Genomic DNA, 17736 nt, shown 5'->3' with positions numbered 1-17736 from the left:
AATGATTTCCGATACGGATTAGAAGTGCCGTACCAGCACGCGCACCTGCTCCGCGCTGAGCTCCGCGGCGTACAACTCGAAGAGCAGTCGCCGACGATCGCCCGACAGCCCGCGACTCCCCGACTCCAGCATCGAGACGTGCGCCTGGAGGAGACCGTCTATCTCGCGCTCGACACCGCGTTGTTCGTACCCGGCGGCCACCCGGAGCAGTCGCCACGCGCGCGGCGACACCGCCGAGAGGTCTACGTCGTCGCCCATCCGTGTCGAGCGTCGCACACGTCCGCTAAAGTACTGTCGTCCTGCGCCCTCCCGCGTTCACGCGACTTCGAACCCGCCGCCGGACTCCCCGCTCGCGTCCTCCGCCCACTCCAGTTCGAGTTCGAGGCTCGTCTCCGCGCCCTCGCGCTCGACTTTCACCTCGAACTCAACCGTCTCGGGCGGATTCACCGTGAGTTCCTCGTCGCCCGAGCGGAGCGTCACCGCGCCGTCGTCGAGTCGGTCGGCGACCGACCGCAGGTAGTCCGCGACCGCAGCGCGCGATTCCTCCGTCTCGCTCTCGAACAGCACTTCCTCCATACACGAGTGGACGCGCCACGTCCGCATAACCGTGGTGACGACACGCTTACCCCGCGGAAACCCGTCCGCTCGCGTGATGGGTTCGCGCACGCGCACCGCCCTCGTCGGCCTCGCCGCCAGCCTCGCCGTCAACGCCGCGGTCTACTACTACACTGGCTGGTTCGTCTTCTTCATCGCGCTCCCGTTCGTCCCCCTCCTGTTCCGCGGCGACGACCGCCCGCCCGCCCGCGAGTGCCCGCAGTGTGGGTTCTCGACTCGCGACCCCGCGTACGAGTACTGTCCCCGCGACGGCGCCCGCCTCGTCGAGCGCTGACTACTCGCGGGACGCCACGCCGCTCCCCGTCTGGTCGCCGTCGTCATCGTCGTCCGCGGGTTCGCGCGGTTCTTCCTCGCCGCCGGTCGATTCGCTCGGTTCGTCCGCTGGGCCAGGGCCGGTGTCGTCGGCGATGAGGTCGCCGATGGCGGCCGCTTCGATTCGGCGCCCGGCAATGAGTTCCGGGAGGACGAGCTTCACGAAGTGCACGATGAGCACGAGGAGCATCGGCCCGAGGAAGAGGCCGTACCAGCCCCAGAGGAGCGGGCCGAAGATGTACGCGAGCATCACCATCCCGAGGTGGAGGCCGCGCCCGGAGACGTACGGGCGGAGGACGAGGTCGGGGATGACGTCCACGATGAGGAAGGAGACGACGAAGAAGAGCAGCGGGAACCAGAGGAGGGCGGTGCTGGTGGAGACAGCGATACCGGTGAGGTAGGCGAGCACGGGCACGTAGACGAGTTTGATGCCGACGACGGGGACGAGGCTCGCGACGCCGGTGAGCACGCCGAGCAGGACGGGATAGGGGATGCCGAGGCCCGCGGGCGCGACGTAGTCGAGCGCGCTGTACGAGATACCGCCGATGATACCGGTGAAGACGGCGTTGAGGATGTTCCCGAAGAAGATGTTCGAGAAGTCGTGGTCGACGCGCGCGAAGTACGCCTCGACGACGCCCTCGGAGTCGGAGAACCGGCGGCGGAACCACTGCGCGAGCCGGTGGTCGTCCCGCAGCAGGTAGAACGCCATCGTGATCATCACGAACAGATGGAGGGCGGCGCCCCCGATGAACCCGATGTAGCCGGATGCGTTCGAGATGAACGCCTGCACGGCTTCGACGAAGTTCGGGTCGTCGAGCAGTGACTGCGGATCCTGAACGATACTGGACACGTCGATGTACGGCTGGAGGAGGGCTTCTACCTGCGTGAGCTGGATGTCGCGAGTGGCGAGGAACTTATCGAGCTCTTGGAGGCCGACCGCGAGCGTGTACGCGAACAGGAGGAGGGCGGGGAGCGCGAGCGCGAGCAGGCTGATGGCGGCGGCGAGGCTCGGCGGTCGGACGCGCTTCTTCAGCCGGCGGTAGACGGGCCGGGTCGCGTAGTAGAGGAAGACGCCGAAGACGAAGGTTCCGAGGAAGCGGTAGACGACGAGGGCGAGCGCGAGCGCGAGGAAGGAACCGACAGCCCACCAGCCGGCGCGCGCCCGGTCGTAGTCGAACTCCATACGTCCGGGTGTCCGGGCGACGACAAAAACCTTCACTCCGCCACATCGCTTATCACTCCCGGCCGGCAAGTCGTGTGAGTGTCGCTCGGAGTCGAGAACCTCGTCGCGGCGCCGCCCTTCGACACCAGCGTCGCCCGTATCGCCATCGCGGTCGCGCTCGGCCTGTTCCTCGGCCTCGAGCGCGAGTGGTCGCAGAAGGCCGCCGGCATCCGGACGTTCGCCCTCATCAGCGTGCTCGGCGCCATCTTCGCGCTCCACGACTCCGCGCGCTGCGCGAGCGACGGCGTCTGCGTGCCCGTGCTCGTTCCCGTCGGCGGCCTGTTCGTGACGGTGCTCGCGGGCGTCCTGATGTACAGCGGCGTCGAGGACGACGAGGGACTGCACTTGACGACGGCGGTCAGCCTCGTCGTCGCGTACGGCGTCGGCGTGCTCGCGGCGCTCGGCGAGACGCTGCCCGCGACTGTGGTCGCGGTGACGAGCAGTCTCCTCCTCGTCCTGAAGCGCGAACTCCACGGGTTCGCGTGGGGGCTCAACCGCGAGGAGATGCGGTCGGTGACGGAGTTCGCCATCCTCTCGTTCGTCGTCTACCCGCTCCTGCCCGCCGGAACCGTTCCGGTCGCGCTCGGCCCCGCGACGGTCGAAATCGAACCCCGGGTCGTCTGGCTGATGGTCGTGTTCGTCGCGGGCATCGGCATCGCGAACTACGTCGTCGTGAAGACGTACGGCTCGAAGGGCATCGCAGTCACGGGGTTCTTCGGCGGTCTCGCGTCCTCGACGGCGGTCGTCGGGACGATGCTCGACCACGTCGGGGAGCGCGCGGAGGCCGCGGCGTACGCGGTTGCGGGCGTCCTCCTCGCGAACGCGGCGATGGCGCTCCGCAACCTCCTCATCGCCCTCGTGTTCACACTCGGTAATCGGCCGCTCTGGCCGGTGGTTCCGCCGCTCGCCGTCGTCGTCCTCGGGAGCGTCGGCGTCGCGGCGTTCACCGCGGACTGGGGCGAGAGCGTGCCGATGGAACTCGACAGTCCGTTCTCGACGCGGAACGCGCTCTCGTTCGGCGCGATGTTCGCCGTCGTGCTCGCGGCGGGCGGGCTGGCGGAGGCGGAGTTCGGCGCGCTCGGGTTCTACGCGACCGCGGTCTTCTCCGGGCTGGTGTCGAGCGCGGGCGCGACCACGTCCGCGGTCGTCCTCTACCGCACCGGCGGCCTCGGCTCGCACACTGCGGTCGTCGCGGTGTTCCTCGCCACCGCGTCCAGCATCGGCGTGAAGGTCGCGCTCGCCGCGACGAGCACGAACCGCGCGTTCGCCCGCCGGGTCGCCGGGTGGAGCGTCGTTCTCCTCGTCACTGGCGCTCTCGTCGCCGCCGCCTCCGCGATGCAATAATTGCCGGGGACGAAACGGACACTTTTTACCTCGGGGGCGTACCTCCTACCTGCATGGACCGGGAGACAGCAGAGCCGAGCGTCACCGAGATGCCCGGCGAACGCGCGAAGCAGTGGGCGGCCCACCACGGCCAGCACGCCGCCCCGAGCACGTACGTCTACGACTTCGTCTGGGACACCTCGGAGTGGGCGGAAGGCCCCTTCTGTACCGACGTGGACGGGAACGTCCTCCTCGACTTCACGAGCCACGTCGCGTCCGCCCCGCTCGGCTACAACAACCCGAAAATCATGGACGAACTGGAGGGGTTCGGCCTCGTCGACCCCCTGAAAATCGCCGGACAGGACTTCTACGTCTCGAACGGCGGGACGCCCGAGAACCCCGAGGTTCCGGGTCCGACTCAGTTGCTCGACCGACTCACCGAGGCGACGAGCCACTACGGCCTCGACACCGCCTTCCTCTCGAACTCGGGCGCGGAAGCCGTCGAGAACGCCATCAAGATCTGTTACGCCGACGGCGGCCACCGCGCCGTCACCACGGAGGGCGCGTTCCACGGCCGCACCCTCGGCGCGCTCAGCCTCAACCGCTCGAAGTCCGTGCAGCGCCGCGGCTACCCCGAGATCCCGGGCGTCCTCAGCGTCCCCTACTGCTCCTGTACGGGCGCGTGCACGTGCGGCTGGAAGACCGACGGCCCCGGCGGGAACGCCCTCGCCGACCGCCTCCATCCGGTTCGCGGCAACATCCCCGCTGAGGAAGTGTCCTTCCTCATCCTCGAACCCCAGCAGGGCGAGGGCGGCTACCGCGTCCCCAGCGACGAGTTCGCACGGGACATCGCCGACCTCAAAGACGAACACGAGTTCAAGATAATCTCCGACGAGATTCAGGCCGGCCTCGGCCGCACGGGCGAGATGTGGGGTATCGACCACCTCCCGTTCGACCCCGACGTCATCACGTCCGCGAAGGGGCTCCGCGTCGGCGCGACCGTCGCGGACTCCGCCCTCTTCCCCGAGGAGAAGGGACGGTTGTCCTCGACGTGGGGCGCGGGCGACGTCCTCGCGTCCGCGCAGGGCGTCGCCACCCTCGACGCAATCCGGGAACACGACCTCGTCGCGAACGCCCGCGAGCGCGGCCGCCAGCTCACCGAACTCGTCGAAGACTTCGACTCCGAGTACGTCGTGGACGTGCGCGGCCGCGGCCTGATGTTCGCCATCGAACTCGACACCAAAGACCGCCGCGAAGCCCTCGTGAAAGCCGCGCTGGAGCGCGGCCTCCTCACGCTCGGCTGCGGGTACAAGGCGCTCCGCCTCCTCCCGCCGCTCGACGTGACCGCGCGAGAAATCGAACTCGGCACCAGCATCCTCTTCGACGCGCTCGAAAGCCCGCTCGTGAAACAGGCGAGCCCGAGCCTCGAACACTCAGAGGACGCGGTCTAACTTCGAAACGTAGTGGTGGACTGACGCCCCGGTCGCGCGTTCACGCGGCCGTGGAGAGGTAGGCGGTGATGTCCGTGGTGGATATCATGCCGATGACGCCCGCGGTGTCGTCGACGACCGGCACGTGGTGGATGCCGTGTTCGATGAGGGTGTCCGCGGCATCGACGATGGGTTCGTCCGCGGTGACGGTGACGAGGTCGGTGCTCATGTACTTCGAGACCGGGTCGTCGCGCGTGATCGCGCCGTCGGCGGCGATAGTGACGAAGTCGGTCGCGGTGAGGATGCCGGCGAGCCCGTTCTCCTCGTCCACGACGACGACGGAACTGATGTCGTTGTCCCGCATCACGGACGCGGCTTCCTCGACGGGCGTGTCGGGGGTGACAGTCTGAATCGGCGCGGACATCACTCGACCGACGAAAATGTCTTCCATACCCGCTGGTTGTGCCACCATCCACAAAGGTGCTTTCGCTTAGTACTGGTAGCGCCGCCCGTCCTCCTCGGTCTGCGGGAACTCCCGACCGCCCGTCATCTCCTCGAAGCTCATGCCCGAGAGGTACTCGTCGTAGGTCGCGTCGTACTCGCTGCGGAGGTGGAAGTCGAGCTTCCCGGACTGGACGAGCGTGTCGAAGAACTGGTGGACGGCCCGCCCCACGAGGTCGTCCACGTCCTCGGGGTCGAGCGCCGCCGACAGCATCGCCAACTCCGTCCGGGTCTCGCGGTCGAGCGACACCGCGTGGTCGGCGAGTTCCGCGTTCTGTTCCTCCACGGCGTCCTGCAGGTCGTCCAGGCTCATACCCCCGCGTTCTCGCGGCCGGGGAAAACGCCTTTCGCCTCCTCACCGGGAACCACAACCGAGTTACCCGGCGCGGCCCAGGGTTCGTGTGATGAGCGAGGCCGCGGACTGCCTGCCCGAGGACGTGGACGCCGTCCGGGACGCCCTGATCTCGTGGTACGAGGCCGACCACCGGGACTTCCCGTGGCGGAACACCGACGACGCCTACGAGATTCTCGTCTCTGAGGTGATGAGCCAGCAGACCCAGCTCGAACGCGTGCGGGAGGCGTTCGAGGAGTTCCTCGCGAAGTGGCCGACTGTCCACGACCTCGCGGCCGCCAGCCGGGGGGACGTGGTGGCGTTCTGGACGGGGCACTCGCTCGGGTACAACAACCGCGCGCGCTACCTCCACGAGGCCGCCGAGCAGGTCGTCGAGGAATACGACGGCTCGTTCCCGGAGTCGCCCGACGAACTCCAGGAGCTGATGGGCGTCGGCCCCTACACGGCGAACGCAGTCGCGTCGTTCGCGTTCAACAACGGGAACGCCGTCGTCGACACGAACGTCAAGCGCGTCCTCTACCGCGCGTTCTCCGTGCCCGACGACGACGCGGCGTTCGAGGACGCGGCGGGCTTCCTGCTGCCCGCGGGCGAGTCCCGCGTCTGGAACAACGCCATCATGGAACTCGGCGGCGTGGCCTGTGAGAAAGTCCCGTCCTGCGACGAGGCCGGGTGCCCGTGGCGCGAGTGGTGTGACGCCTACGAGACCGGTGACTTCACCGCGCCCGACGTGCCGACCCAGCCGAGCTTCGAGGGGAGTCGCCGGCAGAAGCGCGGGCGAGTCATCGCCGCGCTCTCCGAGCACGACGAACTCGCGCTCTCCCAGCTGGGGCCGAAGGTTCGCGTGGACTACGGCGGCGACACCGGCGCGGAGTGGCTGCGCGGCCTGCTCGCCGACCTCGAAGACGACGGCCTCGTCGCGGTCGACGAACGCGGCGACGAGACGGTCGCCCGGCTTCGGGAGTGAGTGGCGCGGGACGCGGAGAACGGAACCGTTTTTCTCCTCGCCCACCCCGGCTTCTCGCATGCACGCCATCACGAACAGCGGGTGGGTGGAGGTCATCACCGGCTGTATGTTCTCGGGGAAGACGGAGGAACTCCTCCGGCGACTCCGGCGCGCCGAGATCGCGGGCCAGGAGGTCGCGGCGTTCACCCCAGCGATCGACGACCGGTACGGCGAGGAGTCCCTCGGGTCGCACGCGGGAAACGAGTGGACGGCCACCGTGGTCGAGAACGACTCCGAGGGCGTCCTCGGAATCCCGCAGAGACTGAACGGCGAGGAGGTCGTCGCGATCGACGAGGCGAACTTCTTCCCCGCGGAACTCCTCGACGTCTGCGAGCGGTTGGCGGCGGACGGCCGCCGCGTCGTGGTGTCCGGAACCGACCAGACGTTCCGCGGCGACCCCTTCCACCCGCTCCCCGCGCTGATGGCGACGGCGGAGTACGTGGAGAAACTCCAGGCCATCTGTACGGTGTGTGGGGAGCCGGCGACCCGGAACCAGCGCCTCATCGACGGCGATCCCGCGCACGCTGACGACCCCACGATTATGGTGGGCGCGGAGGAGTCCTACGAGGCGCGGTGTCGGAACTGTCACGAACTCCGCGAGGACTAAGGGCGCGCCCGTCGAGCACTCGGTATGCTCGCACTCCAGCTGGACGACTTCATGGTGGAACTGACGGACGGCGCGCTGAAGAACGTCGGGCCGTCGAACAAGTCGGGGTCGGCGAAACTGTTCGACACCGAGACTGTCGAGGCGCGCGAGTTCGGGGACAAGCGCGTGAAGGTCGTCGCGGGAGACGGAGAGGGCAACGAGGTACAGGTGGCGTTGTTCCCCGAGCAGGTGCGGGCGCTGGCGGACGACATCGCCGAACTGGAAGCGGAGAGCCGCGTTCTCGAATAGGCTTTCGACAATCGTTTAGGGGAGGGATTACTTCAACTCACTAAATGGGTACGTGTATTATCTGCGGCTCGTCTGTCGACGGTCGTATCTGTCAGACCCACGAAGAGGACGTCGTCTTCGAGTTCCGCGGCGAGGACGCGAACCAGCTCATCCCCGGTCGATACTACGTCGGAACGGTGGACGGGTTCGCCGAGTTCGGCGTGTTCGTCGACCTCGCGCCGTCCGTCACGGGTCTCCTGCACCGCAGCGAGATTCCCGGCCGCATCGAGTCCCTCGACTGGGACGACGGCGAGACCGTCTACGTTCAGGTGGACGAAGTCCACGGGAACGGAAACGTCGACCTCTCGTGGTCGATCCGACAGAGCGAACGCGACTTCCGCGGGAAGCTCGTGCAGGATCCCGACGCGGAGACGACCGCCGAACTCCCCGAGGACGAGGACGCCGCGCCCGCAGGCGCGGTCGAACAGGTCGAAACCGAACAGGAATCCGAGCCGGAACCCGAGCCCGAGCCGGAACCCGAGCCCGAGCCGGAACCCCAGACTGAACCGGTCGAGGAGTCGGCGGAAGCCGAGTCCGAGAGCGAGGAGTCCCGCGAGCCGGTGCACGTGTCCGCCGGCGAGCTGGAGGAGTTCGTCGGCGAACTCGTCGCGCTGGAGGGCGAACTCACGTCGACCCGGCAGACGAGCGGGCCGACGGTGTTCGAGCTGACGGACGAGACGGGCGTCGTGGAGTGTGCGGCGTTCGTGGAAGCGGGCGTTCGCGCGTACCCCGATATCGAGACGGGTGACGTGGTTCGCCTCGTCGGCGAGGTCGAGCGCCATCACGGCGAACTCCAGGTGGAGACCGAGGAGCTCGAGGAACTCACCGGGGACGCCCGGGAGACGGTGCTCGCGCGGCTGAACGACGCGCTGGACGAGCGCGCGCGGCCCGACGACACGAGCCTGTTCGTCGAGGACGACGACATCGCGGTCGTCCAGGACGGCCTCGTGACCGCCGCGACCGCGGTTCGTCGCGCCGTCGCGGAGGGCCGTCCGGTCATCGTGCGGCACACGGCGAACGTGGACGGCTACGTCGCCGGCGCCGCCATCGAGCGCGCCGTCCTCCCGCTCGTGCGCGAGGAGCACGCGGTCAGCAACGCCGAGTACCACTATATCGACCGCCGGCCGCTCGACGGCGACTTCTACGGCATGGAGGCCGCGACGAACGACGTGACCTCGATGCTCGAAGCCGAGCAGCGCCACGACGAGAAACACCCGCTGTTCGTGCTCGTCGGCACCGGGAGCACTCGCGAATCGCTCGACGGACTCGGCCTGCTCGACGCGTACGACGCGCGGAGCGTCGCCATCGACGGCGGGTACGCGGACGGCGAGGCCGCCGACGCCGCAACCGTTCTCGCCAGCCCGACCCAGGAAGGCGGTGACGCCGTCCGGACGGGCGTGCTCGGCGCGCACCTCGCGGCGCTCGTGAACGCCGACGTCCGCGACGACATCGCCCACCTCCCCGCCGCCGCGTTCTGGGAGGACACCCCGGACGCGTACGCGGACGCCGCGAGCGACGCCGGCTACGAGACCGAGGAACTCGCGGACATCCGTGACGCAATCGCGCTCGAGGCGTTCTACCAGTCCTACGAGGACAAGCGCGAACTCATCGCCGACCTCCTCTGGGAGGAGAACGACTCGCTCGCCGCGCACGTCGCCGGCCAGTTCCGCTCGAAGCTCGACACCGAACTCGACACGGCGCGCCCACACCTCGCGGCCGAGGAGGAGGACGGCGTGACGTTCGAGGTTCTCGACCTCGCGGCGTTCACCCACAAGTACGACTTCCCGCCCGAGAACCTCCTGCTCGACGCGCTCTTCCGCGACCGCGCGGACGACGTCGACGTCCTCGTCGGCGCGAACGACGACGAGATCCGCGTCCGCAGCACCGAACACGTGGACGTGCGCGCGGTCGGCGAGGAGGTCGCCGACGAACTCCCCGACGCGGGCGTGACGCCGCGCGGCGCGGACGACGGCCACATCGAGTTCCTGCGCGGCGAGCGCGAGGACGTCATCGACGAGGTCGTCGACGCTATCGCCGACCAACTCGACTAACGACATCCTTTTCCTCGCGTGTCCGCTTTCGTTTTCTAATGAGTTCAGGGTCGGAGAGCGCGTTCGAGGCCGCCTGCGACGAGCTCGTCGACCGACTCCTCGCGGGCGAGGTCGCGCAGGACGACATCGAGCAGGCGAAGATGGACGTCTGCGGGGAGTACTCCGCGCCGAAGGTGCCGACGCACGCCGAACTCCTCGATTACGCCCCTCAGAGCCGCCGGGAGGAACTCGAAGACCTCCTGCAGCGAAAGCCCGTGCGCACCGCGTCGGGCGTGACGCCGGTCGCGGTGATGACGAGCCCGCACATGTGTCCGCACGGGAAGTGCCTCTACTGTCCCGGCGGCCCCGCCTCGGAGTTCGACTCTAGCCAGTCGTACACGGGTCACGAGCCCGCGGCGGCGCGCGGCGAGCAGAACGACTACGACCCCTACGGGCAGGTGACGCTCCGGCTGCACCAGCTCCGCGAAATCGGCCATCCCGTCGACAAGGTGGAGCTCATCGTCATGGGCGGGACGATGACCGCGCGCAGTCACGACTACCAGGAGTGGTTCGTGAAGCGCGCGCTCGAAGCGCTCAACGACTTCGACCCCGAGCAGGAGCCGCAGCCGGCGGAGGGCGTGTCGTTCGCGCAAGACCCCGAGGAGTACGACTTCCAGTACCTGGAGGACGTGAAGACCGAGAACGAGTTCGGGAGTATCCGGAACATCGGGACGACGTTCGAGACGAAGCCGGACTGGTGTGACCTCGAGCAGATAGACCGCATGCTCGACCTGGGGGGGACGAAGGTCGAGGTGGGCGTGCAGACGACGTACGAGCGCATCAACCGCGAGATGCATCGCGGGCACGGGATGCAGGCGTCGATGGACGCGAACCGCCGGCTCCGGGACGCGGCGTTCAAGGTCGGGTTCCACATGATGCCGGGACAGCCGGGGATGACGGAGGAGATGATACTGGAGGACTTCCGGCGGCTGTTCGAGGAGCCGGAGTGGCGGCCGGACTACCTCAAGATCTATCCGACGCTCGTCGTGCGCGGCACCCGCATCTACGACCAGTGGCGCCGAGACGAGTTCGACCCCCTCGGGAACGAGCAGGCCGCCGAACTGGTCGCGCGTGTGATGAAGGACATCCCGCGGTACGTGCGGTTGCAGCGCGTGCAGCGCGACATCCCCGCGGACTTCATCGACGCGGGCGTCTGGAAGTCGAACCTCCGCCAGCTCGCCTGGCAGAAGCTGGACGACCACGGCTGGACGTGCGACTGTATCCGCTGTCGGGAGGTCGGGATGAACGACGAGGATCCGGAGAACGTCGAACTCGACGTGCTGACGTATGAGGCCGGCGGCGGCACGGAACACTTCATCAGCTTCGAGGACTTCGAGAAAGACCTCCTCGTCGGGTTCGCACGCCTCCGATTCCCGAACGACCCGGTGCGGCGCGAACTCGATAACGCCGCCCTCCTGCGCGAACTCCACGTCTACGGCGGCGAGACGGGAATCGGCGAGGAGAGCCGGGACGACCAGCACCAACACCGGGGCTACGGCCGCCGCCTCATGGAACGCGCAGAGGACATGGCCGCCGACGCCGGCTACGACAAACTCTCCGTCATCTCCGGCATCGGCGCGCGCCAGTACTACAAGCAGAAGCTCGGGTACGTGCAGGACGGCCCGTACGTGAGTACGGGGCTGTAGGGTCGGCGTAGAGTTATCCCGATTGGTCGCGTGGTGTCGGTATGGATATTCGTGGTGAGCCGCGGGTGCCGTACGTCGAGTCGCGCGAGGAACTCCCGGAGCCCCAGCGCGAGCACTACGACCGCATCACGGCGAGTCGAGACAGCGTAATCGGGCCGTTCGGCGTGCTCCTCCACAGCCCCGTGCTCGCGGGCCGAGTGGCAGATTTGGGGAGCTATCTCCGGTTCGAGAGCGCGCTCCCGGAGGGCTTGCGGGAGTTGGCTATCGTGGTGTCGGGCCGGGAGTTCGACGCGGCGTTCGAGTGGGCGGTGCACGCGCCGCTCGCGCGCGAGGCGGGCGTGAGCGAGGCCGCGTTGGACGCCGTGGTGGACGACGCGCCGGTGGACGACATTCCCGCTGACGAGGGGGTGGTGATTCGGTTCGGACGCGAACTCTGGCGCGACCACGCGGTCTCGGAGGAGACGTATCGCGCGGCGGCGGACGCGTTCGGCGTGCAGGGCGTCGTCGACCTCACGGCCCTCCTCGGATATTACGGGCTGGTCGCGTGCGTGCTGAACGCCTTCGAGGTGTTGCCCGCGGCGGAGACGCCGTTATAGGTCGACGAGTCCGCCGGCGGTCGCGCCGGGCGCGACGTCGTGGGGCGCGGTGAGGGGACTGACGCTGATTTCGTCGTCCACGACCGCGCGGCGATCCGTGCCCTCGGGGTCGGGGACGTCGCGCTCGAAGAGCTCGTTCCAGAACTTGTCGTTGACGTTCACGCCCGCCTCGGTGAACTCGGCTTCGAGTTCGTACTCCTGGGTGGGGCGGGTGACGCGGTAGACGCTGTTCTCGGTCTGTCCGGTGGCGGGGGCGTTGACGGTGAGGTAGTCCGCGGTCGGGAGGAACTCGTCCTCGGCGAACCCGGGAAGGAGGTCGTGGACGGCGTCGGCGGCGGTCTCGAATTTCGCGTACTGGGGCTCGTAGCGGTCGCCGGGCGTGTACTCCCAGTCGTACATGGAGACGGCGATGGCGGGGTAGTTGAGGAAGGAGGCTTCCATCGCCGCGCCGATGGTGCCGGAGCGCGCGAGGATGTGCGCGCCGATGTTCGGACCGTCGTTACAGCCGGAGACGACCACGTCGGGGTCGAGGTCAAGGGCGGCGACGCCGATGGCGACGCAGTCCGCGGGCGTGCCCTTCACGGCGTAGCCGTGGTGGCGTTCGTCGTACTCGACTTCCCCCCAGCTCCGGGTCTGGCCGGTGCCGGACTGGTTCTCCTCGGGCGCGACGACGGTCACGTCGTGCGTCTCGGCGAGGCGGTCGTAGACGGCTTCGAGGCCGGGGGCGTCGATGCCGTCGTCGTTCGTGAGCAGGACGGAGAGGGAGTCGCTCATCGGGAGGGGGTAGCGAGCCACCCCGGTAAGGGGTTGCGGTTACGCGGCGAGCGTTACGTCGAGGTAGAGCATGAGGATGACGCCGAGCATCGTGCCGAGGGTGGCGACGCGCTCGTGGCCGCGCGCGTGGGTCTCCGGGACGATTTCGTCCGAGATGACGAACAGCATGCCGCCGGCCGCGAACCCCATGGCGTACGGGAGGATGCCGGTGGACAGCTGGATGGCGTACGCGCCGAGGACGGCGATGGGGATTTCGACGATGCCCGCGCGGATGCCGGTGAGCGCGGCGTACGCGCCCCGGTCGAACCCGGCGTTGATCGCGGCGACGGAGACCGCGAGCCCCTCGGGGATGTTCTGGAGGCCGATAGCGAGCATGAGCGCGAGGGCTTCCCCGGTGTTTCCGGAGCCGAACCCGACGCCGACGGCGAGGCCCTCGGGCATGTTGTGGATGGTGATGGCGACGATGAACAGGACGACGGACGCGTACCGGGCGTTCTGCGTCGCCTGGTCGGCGCGCCGTCGGCCGGTGATGAGGACGTGGACGTGGGGCACCCAGCGGTCGGCCTGGTCGAGGACGAGTACGCCGAGGAGGATGCCGGCGATGACCTGGAGCGCGCCCGTGCTGCCGCCGCCGGCGGCGTCGATGCCGGGGAGGATGAGGCTGGTGAAGCTCGCGGACAGCATCACGCCCGCGGCGAACCCGAGGAGGGCGTCGAGCGAGCGCTCGCTCGGGTCGCGCCAGACGAGCACCAGCATCGCCCCGAGCATGTTCATCACGGCGATGACGAGTCCGCCGAGGAGCGCCTGCATCACCGGATCGGTTCCGGCGACGTCGAGGAAGACGTCTTCGAGCACTACCTGTCACTCCGCCGGTTCGGCGTCATGGTTCGAATGCTGAGCGGCCGTGAAGTTAAGCGTTCACGACCATGGGTCGTTACGTCTTTGCGGTCGCCCCCGCTAGGCGGGGTATGAGCGAGAAACGCGAGATGACGAGCGTCGACCTCGTCGCCCTCACCGCGGAACTCAACACGTACGCGGGGGCGAAAGTCGATAAGGCCTATCTCTACGGGGACGACCTCGTCCGACTGAAGATGCGGGACTTCGACAAGGGGCGCGTCGAACTCCTCATCGAGACGGGGGAGACGAAGCGCGCGCACGTCTCCGCGCCCGAGCACGTCCCGGACGCGCCGGGGCGGCCGCCGGACTTCGCGAAGATGCTCCGTAACCGCCTCTCCGGTGCCGACTTCCACGGGGTTCGCCAGCACGGTTTCGACCGCATCCTGGAGTTCGAGTTCCGCCGCGAGGACGCGGACACGAAGATCGTCGCGGAGCTGTTCGGGGACGGGAACGTCGCCGTCCTGGACGAGAACGGCGAGGTCGTGGACTGCCTCGAAACCGTCCGGCTGTCGTCGCGGACGGTCGCGCCGGGCGCGCAGTACGGCTTCCCGTCCCAGCGCGTGAACCCCCTCGACCTCGACTACGAGGCGTTCGCGGCGCAGATGCGGGACTCCGATACCGACCTCGTGCGCACGGTCGCCACCCAGCTCAACTTCGGCGGCCTCTACGGCGAGGAACTCTGCACCCGCGCGGGCGTCGAGAAGACGATGGACATCGGGGACGCCGGGGAGGACGAGTTCCGCGCGCTCTACGACGCGATGAACCGGCTGTTCGACCCGATTCAGTCCGGCGACCTCGACCCCCGGGTGTACTATGCTGAGGATGACGCCGACTCCCGGGTGGACGTGACGCCGGTGCCGCTGGAGGAGTACGCGGGCCGGGAGTCGGCGGCGTTCGACTCCTTTAACGCGGCGCTCGACGACTACTTCACGAACCTCGGCGGCACCGAGGAGGAGGAGGGCGGCGGCGGCGTCTCGAAGCCCGATTTCGAGTCGGAGATAGAGAAACAAGAGCGCATCATCGCCCAGCAGGAGTCCGCCATCGAGGACTTCGAACGGGAGGCCGAGCAGGAGCGCGAGAAGGCCGAACTGCTCTACGGGAACTACGACCTCGTGGACGACATCCTGTCGACGGTGCGAGATGCCCGCGCGGCCGGGAACTCCTGGGACGACATCGAGGAGCGGTTCGCGGAGGGCGAGGAGCGCGGTATCGAGGCCGCGGAACACGTCCGGGGCGTGAACGAACAGCAGGGAACGGTTCGCGTCCGACTCGACGACCACACTATCAGCCTCGACCCCGAGGAGGGCGTGGAGAAGAACGCGGACGACCTCTACACGGAGGCCAAGCGCATCCAGGAGAAGAAGGAGGGCGCGCTGGCGGCTATCGAGAACACCCGGGAGGAACTCGAAGCCGTCCGCGAGCGCAAGGAGAACTGGGAGGCCCCGGAGGAACCCGAGGAACCCGAGGAGGTGAACTGGCTGTCGCGCTCCTCGATTCCCGTCCGGAAGCCCGAGACGTGGTACGACCGCTTCCGGTGGTTCCGAACCTCTGACGGCTTCCTCGTGCTCGGCGGCCGGGACGCCGACCAGAACGAGGAACTCGTCTCGAAGTACATGGACGGCTACGATCGCTTTTTCCACACGCAGGCTCACGGCGGCCCCGTCACGATTCTGAAGACGACGGAGCCGAGCGAACCCTCCAAGGACATCGACGTGCCCGAGCAGAGCCTGGAGGAGGCGGCGCGGTTCGCGGTGACGTACTCCTCTGTCTGGAAGGACGGCCGGGGCGCGGGCGACGCCTACATGGTGATGCCCGACCAGGTGTCGAAGACCGCGGAATCCGGCGAGTACCTCTCGAAGGGCGGGTTCGCGATTCGTGGCGACCGCACGTACTTCCGGGACATCGCGGTGGGGTGTTCGGTCGGCATCCAGTGCGAGGGCGAGACGCGCGTCATCGGCGGGCCGCCGTCCGCCATCGAACCCCGGGCGGAGACGACGGTGGAACTCGAACCCGGCGAGTTCGCGCAGGGCGACGCCGCCAAGCGCATCTACCGCGAGTTCCGCGAGCGGTTCGCGGACACGTCGTTCGTGCGGAAGGTCGCGAGCCCGGACGAGATCCAGAAGTTCATGCCGCCGGGCGGCAGCCGACTCGTCGAGTAGCCCGCTCGGCCTCGCCGTTCGGATAACAGGACACTTACCCCGAGAACTGGTAGGTCGAGGTATGCAAGTGAAGGGCTGGACGTCGGTCGAGGGTGGCCGAGAGCGGGTCACGCTCGTCCCGGAGTCCCTCGACGACCTCTGGCATCTCACGTACGTCGTCGAACCCGGAGACCTCGTCGGCGGCGACACGCACCGCCGCATCCAGCGGAAGGACGACGACATGCGGGACACGGGCGGGGAGCGCGAGCACATGCACGTCACGCTCGACGTGGAGGGCGTGGAGTTCCACAAGTTCTCGAACCGCCTCCGCATCTCGGGCGTCATCGAGCGGTGCAGCCGGGAAGACCAACTCGGGATGCACCACACCATCAACGTCGAGGAGTACGACGAGCTCACGATAGAGAAACACTGGAAGCCCGACCAGCGCGACCGCGTGGAGGAGGCGAGCGAGGCGACCGACCAGCCGGACGTGGCCATCGCGACTATCGAGGAGGGGGAGGCGCACATCCACACGGTCGCGCAGTACGGCGTCGAGGAGCGCGGGACGTTCACGGGGACGACGGGGAAGGGCGAGTACGCCCGCGGCCGCGAGGAGCTGTTCGGCGAGGTCGCGGCCGCCCTGAACCGGATGGAGACAGACGCCATCATCCTCGCCGGCCCCGGGTTCACGAAGCAAGACCTCCTAGACTTCGTCGAGGAGAACTACCCCGACCTCCCCGAGAAAATCACGACCGTGGACACGAGCGCCGTCGGCGGGCGCGGCGTCCACGAAGTCCTGAAGCGCGGCGCGGTCGAGGAAGTGCAGGCCGAGACCCGCATCGCCGAGGAGTCCGAGCTCATTGACGAACTCACCGAGCAGATCGCGACGGAGGGGAAGGCCACGTACGGCATCGAGGAGGTCGAGAAAGCCGTGGAGTTCGGCGCGGTCGAACACTTGCTCGTGCTCGACGACCGCCTGCGCCGCGAGCGCGCGGGCGAGGGCGACTGGGACGTGGACGTGAACGACCTCATCCAGTCCGTCGAACGCCAGGGCGGGGACGTGACCGTGTTCAGCCACGAGTACGCGCCCGGCGACCAGCTCAAGAACCTCGGCGGCATCGCCGCCGTCCTCCGCTACCGACTCGACTAGACCTCGATCGTGTCGCCCTCCCGCGCCAGTTCCACGTCGCCGCCGTAGCGCTCGCGAATCGAGTCGAGCAGCTCCTCTTCCTTTCCGTCGGTGTGCGGGTAGCGGTGCGTGAGGTAGACGGTGCCGTAGTCGTTGCCGGCGAGCGCGCGGCCGAGCGCGCTCGGCGTCGGGTGGTTCGACACGTCCACCTCGTCGGGGAACGAGCAGTCGTGCACGAACGCCTCGGCGCCGTCCGCGAACGCGGCGAGGCCGTCGAAGGCCTCCGAATCCCCGCTGTACGCGAAGTCGTCGATGCGGTAGGCGAAGCACTGCATGGAGTGCCTGGTCTCCATCGACGCCACGTCGAAGCCGGCGACGGAGAACTCGCCCTCGATGTCGCGGAGCGTGAGGTCGACCCTGTCCCGGAGGTAGTCGTGGACGTCCAGCAGGCCCGCCACGAGGTCGGTGGTTCCGGGCGGCCCCGCGACGGTGAGGGATTCCTCGCCCGCGAGCCACCGGGCCTTCAACAGCGGGAGGAGGTCGCTCACGTGGTCGGTGTGGTGGTGGGTGAGGAGCACGGTGTCCACGCCCTCGTAGCCGGCGGGGGTGGCGGCGAGGCGGTGGAGCACGCCGCTCCCGCAGTCCACGAGCAGGGTGTTCTCGTCGTCTTCGAGGAGGATGCCGGACTGGACGCGCTTGCCGGTCGGCATCGCGCTCCCGGTTCCGAGGAAGGTGACGCGCATACCCCGACTCGTTCGGGGAGGGAGAAAAGCG

19 protein-coding genes are annotated in these 17736 nt (G+C 68.3%); 11 read left to right on the top strand and 8 right to left on the bottom strand.

The features are described from left to right. Positions 1-18 precede the first annotated feature (18 nt). On the bottom strand, positions 19-258 hold the full coding sequence (locus tag FQU85_RS12440; protein WP_145848403.1) for a hypothetical protein: 240 nt from the start codon (positions 256-258) through the stop codon (positions 19-21). A 57-nt stretch (positions 259-315) separates the two neighbouring features. Beyond that, positions 316-576, bottom strand: a complete 261-nt coding sequence (locus FQU85_RS12435; RefSeq protein ID WP_206022048.1) for an amphi-Trp domain-containing protein — start codon at positions 574-576, stop codon at positions 316-318. Positions 577-652: 76 nt separating this feature from the next. On the opposite strand from FQU85_RS12435, the gene FQU85_RS12430 reads away from it, so the two are divergent. After that, positions 653-889, top strand: coding sequence for a hypothetical protein (locus FQU85_RS12430; protein WP_145848399.1), 237 nt, complete (start codon positions 653-655; stop codon positions 887-889). Here the strand turns inward: FQU85_RS12430 and FQU85_RS12425 are convergent, their stop codons facing one another. Beyond that, entirely contained in the window at positions 890-2110 is a 1221-nt protein-coding gene (locus tag FQU85_RS12425) for an AI-2E family transporter (protein WP_145848397.1), read from the bottom strand. It lies immediately after the preceding gene. 78 nt (positions 2111-2188) lie between these two features. On the opposite strand from FQU85_RS12425, the gene FQU85_RS12420 reads away from it, so the two are divergent. Both FQU85_RS12420 and FQU85_RS12415 read left to right on the top strand, forming a co-directional pair. Then, positions 2189-3493 (top strand): MgtC/SapB family protein, encoded by a 1305-nt coding sequence (locus FQU85_RS12420; protein WP_145848395.1) that lies wholly within the window; start codon positions 2189-2191, stop codon positions 3491-3493. Between the two features lie 53 nt (positions 3494-3546). Continuing rightward, positions 3547-4923 (top strand): aspartate aminotransferase family protein, encoded by a 1377-nt coding sequence (locus FQU85_RS12415; protein ID WP_145848393.1) that lies wholly within the window; start codon positions 3547-3549, stop codon positions 4921-4923. Between the two features lie 40 nt (positions 4924-4963). On the opposite strand, the gene FQU85_RS12410 is transcribed toward FQU85_RS12415, so the two are convergent. Next, the gene (locus tag FQU85_RS12410) at positions 4964-5353 is read right to left on the bottom strand and encodes a CBS domain-containing protein (protein WP_145848390.1); all 390 of its coding nucleotides are present in this window, start codon (positions 5351-5353) and stop codon (positions 4964-4966) included. A gap of 39 nt (positions 5354-5392) precedes the next feature. Continuing rightward, complete coding sequence (locus FQU85_RS12405) at positions 5393-5716, bottom strand: hypothetical protein (RefSeq protein ID WP_145848388.1); 324 nt, start codon at positions 5714-5716, stop codon at positions 5393-5395. A gap of 91 nt (positions 5717-5807) precedes the next feature. On the opposite strand from FQU85_RS12405, the gene FQU85_RS12400 reads away from it, so the two are divergent. The 6 genes from FQU85_RS12400 to FQU85_RS12375 are packed head-to-tail and all read left to right on the top strand — an operon-like array spanning position 5808 to position 12024. Next, complete coding sequence (locus tag FQU85_RS12400) at positions 5808-6719, top strand: A/G-specific adenine glycosylase (RefSeq protein WP_145848386.1); 912 nt, start codon at positions 5808-5810, stop codon at positions 6717-6719. Between the two features lie 58 nt (positions 6720-6777). Then, positions 6778-7365 (top strand): thymidine kinase, encoded by a 588-nt coding sequence (locus FQU85_RS12395; protein ID WP_145848383.1) that lies wholly within the window; start codon positions 6778-6780, stop codon positions 7363-7365. Positions 7366-7389: 24 nt separating this feature from the next. Further along, positions 7390-7653 carry a hypothetical protein gene (locus FQU85_RS12390; RefSeq protein WP_145848381.1) on the top strand — a complete coding sequence of 88 codons (264 nt, stop codon included), beginning with the start codon at positions 7390-7392 and terminating at the stop codon, positions 7651-7653. A gap of 44 nt (positions 7654-7697) precedes the next feature. Next, positions 7698-9743, top strand: a complete 2046-nt coding sequence (locus FQU85_RS12385; RefSeq protein ID WP_145848379.1) for an OB-fold nucleic acid binding domain-containing protein — start codon at positions 7698-7700, stop codon at positions 9741-9743. Between the two features lie 38 nt (positions 9744-9781). Beyond that, a complete protein-coding gene (locus tag FQU85_RS12380) occupies positions 9782-11428 on the top strand; it encodes a tRNA uridine(34) 5-carboxymethylaminomethyl modification radical SAM/GNAT enzyme Elp3 (RefSeq protein ID WP_145848377.1) in 1647 nt (548 codons plus the stop codon). Positions 11429-11469: 41 nt separating this feature from the next. Further along, positions 11470-12024, top strand: coding sequence for a carboxymuconolactone decarboxylase family protein (locus FQU85_RS12375; RefSeq protein WP_145848374.1), 555 nt, complete (start codon positions 11470-11472; stop codon positions 12022-12024). Here FQU85_RS12375 and surE read toward each other — a convergent pair. Together surE and FQU85_RS12365 are read right to left on the bottom strand one after the other, a co-directional pair. Continuing rightward, entirely contained in the window at positions 12019-12798 is a 780-nt protein-coding gene (surE, locus tag FQU85_RS12370; protein ID WP_145848372.1) for a 5'/3'-nucleotidase SurE, read from the bottom strand. The two genes, FQU85_RS12375 and surE, sit on opposite strands and share 6 nt — an antisense overlap. A 39-nt stretch (positions 12799-12837) precedes the next feature. After that, positions 12838-13608: a ZIP family metal transporter gene (locus FQU85_RS12365; protein WP_145848838.1), complete on the bottom strand. Its 771-nt coding sequence runs from the start codon at positions 13606-13608 to the stop codon at positions 12838-12840. Positions 13609-13766: 158 nt separating this feature from the next. Here FQU85_RS12365 and rqcH point away from each other — a divergent pair, with 158 nt between their 5' ends. Next, the gene (gene rqcH, locus FQU85_RS12360; protein WP_145848369.1) at positions 13767-15854 is read left to right on the top strand and encodes a ribosome rescue protein RqcH; all 2088 of its coding nucleotides are present in this window, start codon (positions 13767-13769) and stop codon (positions 15852-15854) included. A 61-nt stretch (positions 15855-15915) separates the two neighbouring features. Continuing rightward, complete coding sequence (locus tag FQU85_RS12355; RefSeq protein ID WP_145848367.1) at positions 15916-16983, top strand: mRNA surveillance protein pelota; 1068 nt, start codon at positions 15916-15918, stop codon at positions 16981-16983. Here the strand turns inward: FQU85_RS12355 and FQU85_RS12350 are convergent. Continuing rightward, positions 16980-17705 (bottom strand): MBL fold metallo-hydrolase, encoded by a 726-nt coding sequence (locus FQU85_RS12350; RefSeq protein ID WP_145848364.1) that lies wholly within the window; start codon positions 17703-17705, stop codon positions 16980-16982. The genes FQU85_RS12355 and FQU85_RS12350 overlap by 4 nt on opposite strands. Positions 17706-17736 lie beyond the last annotated feature (31 nt).

The organism is Salarchaeum sp. JOR-1 (genome assembly GCF_007833275.1).
Classification (GTDB): domain Archaea; phylum Halobacteriota; class Halobacteria; order Halobacteriales; family Halobacteriaceae; genus Salarchaeum.
Note: the sequence above shows the minus strand (reverse complement) of the source record. Positions and strands in the feature narration are given on the sequence as shown.